The 5430-nt window shown below is 45.2% G+C and carries 5 protein-coding genes and 1 pseudogene; 4 read left to right on the top strand and 2 right to left on the bottom strand.

The window, feature by feature from the left end:
• Positions 1 to 133: pseudogene (locus V6C93_RS38645) on the bottom strand (SDR family NAD(P)-dependent oxidoreductase); the annotation flags it as partial.
• Between the two features lie 347 nt (positions 134 to 480).
• Here V6C93_RS38645 and V6C93_RS35130 point away from each other — a divergent pair.
• From V6C93_RS35130 to V6C93_RS35115, 4 genes are all read left to right on the top strand, one after another.
• Complete coding sequence (locus tag V6C93_RS35130) at positions 481 to 2307, top strand: hypothetical protein (RefSeq protein WP_333481335.1); 1827 nt, start codon at positions 481 to 483, stop codon at positions 2305 to 2307.
• Positions 2308 to 2366: 59 nt separating this feature from the next.
• Positions 2367 to 3221 carry a cyanoexosortase A gene (gene crtA, locus V6C93_RS35125; RefSeq protein ID WP_333481334.1) on the top strand — a complete coding sequence of 285 codons (855 nt, stop codon included), beginning with the start codon at positions 2367 to 2369 and terminating at the stop codon, positions 3219 to 3221.
• Positions 3222 to 3273: 52 nt separating this feature from the next.
• Positions 3274 to 3936 (top strand): cyanoexosortase A system-associated protein, encoded by a 663-nt coding sequence (locus V6C93_RS35120; protein WP_333481333.1) that lies wholly within the window; start codon positions 3274 to 3276, stop codon positions 3934 to 3936.
• An 80-nt stretch (positions 3937 to 4016) separates the two neighbouring features.
• Positions 4017 to 4817, top strand: coding sequence for a DUF1838 family protein (locus V6C93_RS35115; protein ID WP_333481332.1), 801 nt, complete (start codon positions 4017 to 4019; stop codon positions 4815 to 4817).
• Positions 4818 to 4902: 85 nt separating this feature from the next.
• Here V6C93_RS35115 and V6C93_RS35110 read toward each other — a convergent pair.
• On the bottom strand, positions 4903 to 5430 hold a 528-nt coding region (locus V6C93_RS35110), incomplete at its 5' end, for a DUF6999 family protein (protein WP_333481331.1).

Raw genomic sequence — 5430 nt, 5'->3', positions numbered from 1 at the left:
GACTTCGAGCGGCAAGTACCAAGCGAATGCCCAAAAATTGACTGGCTAAGCGTCGGGCTAGGGCAGCGCCAATTCCTGTGGAAGCGCCAGTGATTAGGATAACTTGTTCAGCTAAAGGGAGAGATTGAGTCATAATAAGTTTTTAGTTTTGAGAAGATTGCTATTAAGCTGGGCTTGCTATATGTGTATGTAAGACAGGAGGCATGGCGATCGCACAAAACAACAGCCCCCTTTTTGTCTATGATTCCAACGGAAGCTAGTCTTTTTCCTCTATCTGCCAGGAGAACATGGCAAAATGAAACGTTCAAGCATGGGTTGTTTTCGGTGAATGAATGGGCTGGCTGAATCATCGTTTCTCCAAAGTCCTAGCCACTAATAAAAATACGGGTGGGTTAATTCACAGCCGCCCCGTCGTCAAGAGTCGCTGTGGGCTTGAAACTCATCCTAAGAAAGCAACTACCTGAAGAATGGTGTGTTCAAATGAAAGCAGCGACGCGACCCAACAATTTAGAAACGTTAGAGCATCTTTTACAGGAAGGCTTGCAGTCTACTCTGTCACCGATTGTCCCTGTTCAAGTTCAATGTCGGCTCAAGGATGAGATGCTGGTGATTCTGGCTCAACACCGAGAGGATGTGCTGCCAGACTCACAACAAGTATTTAGCTCCATAGAGCAAACAATCCAAGAGCAGCAGTGGTCAGATAGCAGTTCGGTCAAAATTTACTTGCGAGTAGAAGCGCATAAGCAGCCTTATGCCTTCTACTCATTTAAGATAGAGCAGCACGTCTCGGCAACAGCGACACTTGGGGAAGAGACATTAGATGACTCTGATGAAGCCGACTCTCCTGATGCAGAGGCAAGCGATCGCCACGAGGTAGAGACACCGACAAGTGAATATTCTGAGGTTGGGAACACCGAGCCAGCTTCCCCTCACCCCTGGGATCAGCCGATTCAACAAGAAAATTCTCTTTTGGAGGAGCCGCCGGAGGAAATCGATCCACCCGTGAAAGCTCGGTCCAAGAATGCTCTGCTACCGTTGGTGGTAGCAGGGACAGGCTTGAGTTTGTTCGTTTTCTTAGCAAGCGTCTTTCTTCTGACTCGTCCCTGCGTGGTTGGGTCGTGTCCATTGCTTTCAGAAGCACAGGAGTTGAGCCAGACGAGCTTGAAGCGGTTACAAACCCCTCTGTCTGGGAAAGAGGTTTTGGAAGCTCAAGAGCAATTGAGGGAAGCGATTGGGATGCTACAAGCCATTCCTTTTTGGTCGCGTTATCACGGCCAAGCCCAAGAGCAACTTAAAGTATATCAAGCTCAGGCGGAACGGGTTGAGGAGATGGTAAAAGCGCTACAAACGGCAGCAAGAGCCGCCCAGAAGAGTGACAATCCACCTCATTCAGTGGCTGAGTGGGGCGAAATTCAGGGATTGTGGCGAGAGGCGATCGCACGACTGGAAGAGTTGCCAAGCAATAGCCCTCTTACTCCCTTAGCTCAACAAAAACTGAAGGAGTACAAGCAGAATTTAGCGGCAGCGAATCAGCGATTAGTCAAAGAGCGACAATCTCAGCAACGTCTTCAAGAGGCGAAAGATGCGGCGTTGATTGCTGAAGCACGTCAAGGAGTGGCTCAGTCGTTAGAACACTGGCAACTCGTCTATGCCACCTGGCAGATTGCCATCAAGCGCCTCAAGCAGATTCCTCAAGGAACAATGGCTTACCAAGAAGCGCAGCAGTTGCCAGCGATGTATTTACCCAAGATGGCTAGTGCGCGTGACAAGAAAACACAAGAGCAATTTGCTGCTAACGCTTATAAGCAAGGAATCCAATTCGCTCAACTCGCCAAAAATGCTCAATTTGATAATCAGTGGTCAGTGGCATTGGGTCACTGGCGCAATGCCCTAACCAACATGAATCAGATTCCCAAAAACACCTTTTACTATGGCAAAGCTCAGTCTCTGGTTCAGTCTTACTCCAACGCGCTCAAGCAAGCGAAAGGAAAGTTGCAGTTGGCTATCAAGGTACAACAAACTCGTAGCGACCTAAAACAAACTTGCATGGCCAAAGTTCAGGTCTGCAACTTTGGGGTAATCAACAATATCATCAAAGTCCGATTGACACCGACCTACACCAAGCTGGTAAAACAAACAGCGGATGTAGCCAAAACTAAAGGCGACTCGAAGGCTCAAGCGGGTATTGTCAATCACATCTTAACCTTAGGGGAAGCCCTGGAAGTAATTAGCGATAATGCCCAGATGCGCTTAGAAGTTTATGATTCTGATGGAACCCTCATTCAAACCCACGTCCCAAACAGTTGAATGAGAGAGTAAGGACTGGAGCCTTCGGGGATAATTTACCGAGTTAATGGGTATCTAATATGGCTCAGCTGAACAAGCTTAAACTTGCACCAGGATTCAACGTTTGGATAGTCGGAATAGCCGTTGGGTTAATTGCGCTTCACCTGACTCTAACTCTAAAGGCAAACAACCTAGATTTACTCAGCACCAGTATGGTCTTTTGGGCGGCTGTATCCTCTCTCGTGTGGGACAAGAAAGATAAGCTCAGTACAGAAAGTGGCATTTTCTCCAGCTTCTTAGGAGCATCACTCCTGAGTTCAGTACTCCTCAAGAGTGCTTTAGTATCGGGAAATGACGTTTTTCTGCGCTTCTCACCTTTTATTTCTGCCTTCGCTTTGGCTTTATTGGTATCAGGTGCCAAAGGATTAAAGCAGTATTGGCAGGAACTGTTGCTCCTTGGATTTGTTAGTATCCCACAGGGCGTGGTACACAGATTTGCGGATTTCACCCTATTAACCGCAAAATTATCCAATTTTATCTTGCAGTGCTTGGGATTTCCCGTTGTTCGCCAAGGCGTTTTTATCCTCCTTCCTCCAGCCAAGATAGAAGTCGCTTCGGGTTGTAGTGGAGTGAATGGAATGCTTCAGCTTCTAGGACTTGCTCTGCTTTTTATATTTATGTTTCCCGAAATTAACCGGAAGCAGAAAATCGTTATCCCGTTTGTCGCTCTATTTATCGCTTTTATTGTTAATGGAATTCGTGTTGCCATCTTAACTCTACTCGTGGCCTACTCGAGTTCAAAAACCTTTGATTATTGGCACCTGGGAACAGGTTCCCAAATCTTTCCTATGATTGGAATCGTTATTTTTGGATTGTACTGCTGGTTTTTCATCCTGAGAAAGCCACCTAAAAATCAACTCAATTCTGACATGTAAAGGATGAAAAACTTTATCGTTTTAGAAACCTATATCAGCCCTGCTAATTTAGATGATTCCCTGGAAAACGGTTAGAATTTGGCTGCTTGCGGTTCTTTTTATTGGGGTTTTGTGCGTTCTGCTGAAGTCGATTCTGTTTCCTCCCAGCAATAAGACGGCAGTCACTCCGTTTGTTTTCCCAACTACTGTTCCTTTACCTCAGTGGCAGTTGTTGGATAGTATGCCGTTAAAAATCACTAACGATCCGAACTTTTTAGCGAGCCGACGTTACCGATATCAACAAAGTCCCATCTTGCTGACAATCGATATTCACTATATTGTTAACTCATCAGGGGATGTCAAGGATTTTCTGCAAAAGCATATTTTTTCGCAACAAGCGGCTTCATCAGTTGCCATCCGTCAAAAGGTAGGGGTAGGCTTTCATGCTCTGTTCAGTTACCAAGGAAAAGCTTACCTCAGCTCCTGTATGAATCCCCGTGGCGGGAGTACTGTAACGTTTGATCAATTTAGGCAAAACCGAAATACTTATGATGTGAAGCCAGGTCGTTTAATACTTTGGTTACTCGGTTTCCAAGAATTGCGAGACTTCCGCTGTATGTGGAATATGTTGTCTGTTCCTTTGGAGAAAACTAAGCCTGAGGAGGCTTATTCTATCTTAGAAAACGCCTGGTTTTCTTGGTACTCCTGGTGGCAACCACACTTTCCGCGACCTTAAAAGGTTAGCGTCAGAGAAAATTTTGAACGTTGAGACGGTGACGCTGAAAATATTTTTGCAACACAACCGAAGGGAAGTACATGAAAGATTATTCAGAAGACTACGAATACAGTACCCTGGATTTCTACAGGAAGAATCATGGATTACAGCTTTACTACAGTTGGTCAGGAGACATTTCCTGGACAGAAGAACCAGGAAAGCCTACAGAGAAACTGTTCTCCATCATCGGCATGAATGCTACTAAGGTATTTCTCAAGCCTCATCCCGAGTATGGCGAAGTAGGACATCGAATTAACAGAGAGTTGGGTTTATTTTGCCATCCAGAGACTCAGGAAATCTTGTCCTACTGGAAACCAAGTGAAGAGAGACAAGAGGTGCCAGTAGTACATATAGCAAACCGACTAGTACAAGGTTCACTACAAGAGAAGAAAGTAGTGATTCCCAAAGGGCAGGGATATGTAACCTCTGTCAAGGAGATTCCCTTGGAATATCCCCACCCCTTGGCAGCAGATAGTAAATACTTTGACTATTGTCCTGGCGAAACTTTCAAAGGAGTTGAGTACTTTACATCCCATGTTTCTCGACCTGGTGTTCAGGAAGCGCCTCCAGCGAAGTGGGCTAGAGATTGTCCTTGGATGCCTTGGATGAAGTTGGGTTATGGTCATCCAGCCAGATTGAGGTTTGAGACTACCATACAAAGAGTTGAGTCATTTGAGCAACTCGAGCCTAAGTTGGTCAAGTTAGTAAGAAGAAGAGTGCCTATATATGAATATGCACCTTCTGAAAGTGATGAACCCAACATGACGAGTATTCTTTATTTCAAGAAGCACTTTGAATCTTACTTGATGAGAGATATTTTTCCAATGGAAGAGACTTATTAAGGATTTAAATCTTACCTCTTATATGAGGTGATGTGCGGCAAATCACTCATCATATCAACTGCGTAATTGCGCTTTAGCGCGACTACTAATCTAACGATACTGCCAGCTCTTTGCGGAGTTCCAGATAGCGGTGGAGATACTCTGTAATAATCCCATGCAACATCAGGTCGCGAGCCGCATGAAACGGGCTATTTGGAGCCAAAGGATGGCGATTTGTAATGACATGGTTCCAGTTATAATCTCCAGTAATGGCACTAACGTAGAGTCCAAAGTTTTCATCAAACTGGAGGGATAGCACTGCTCGCGCAAATTCATCACTAGTCAGACAGAGCGAGTAAAAGACCTTAAACAGTTCAATTGCCGACTCCAAATCAAGAATTCTCATCCATCGGCGGTGTTCAAAATCGATCTCTACCTCCACCGACTTAATACTTTCATAATTCAGCCCTCTTTGCGTCACCTCTTCAAGCCATCGGGGATTTCGTTGTTGCGCTTCGTTGTAGTCAAGGACAAAGTTGTAGAGAATTAAATCGTGTTCCAGAAAAGCATCATTAGCCAAATCATCAACTGTGCGAGGATACAGATGCGATTTCTCAATCGTAGGGTCAGGGCC

It is taken from the genome of Allocoleopsis sp. (genome assembly GCF_036703385.1).
In the GTDB taxonomy this organism is placed as follows: Bacteria; Cyanobacteriota; Cyanobacteriia; order Cyanobacteriales; family Coleofasciculaceae; genus Allocoleopsis.
The sequence above is the reverse complement of the archived record's forward strand: the minus strand, read 5'-3'. Positions and strand labels throughout refer to the sequence as shown.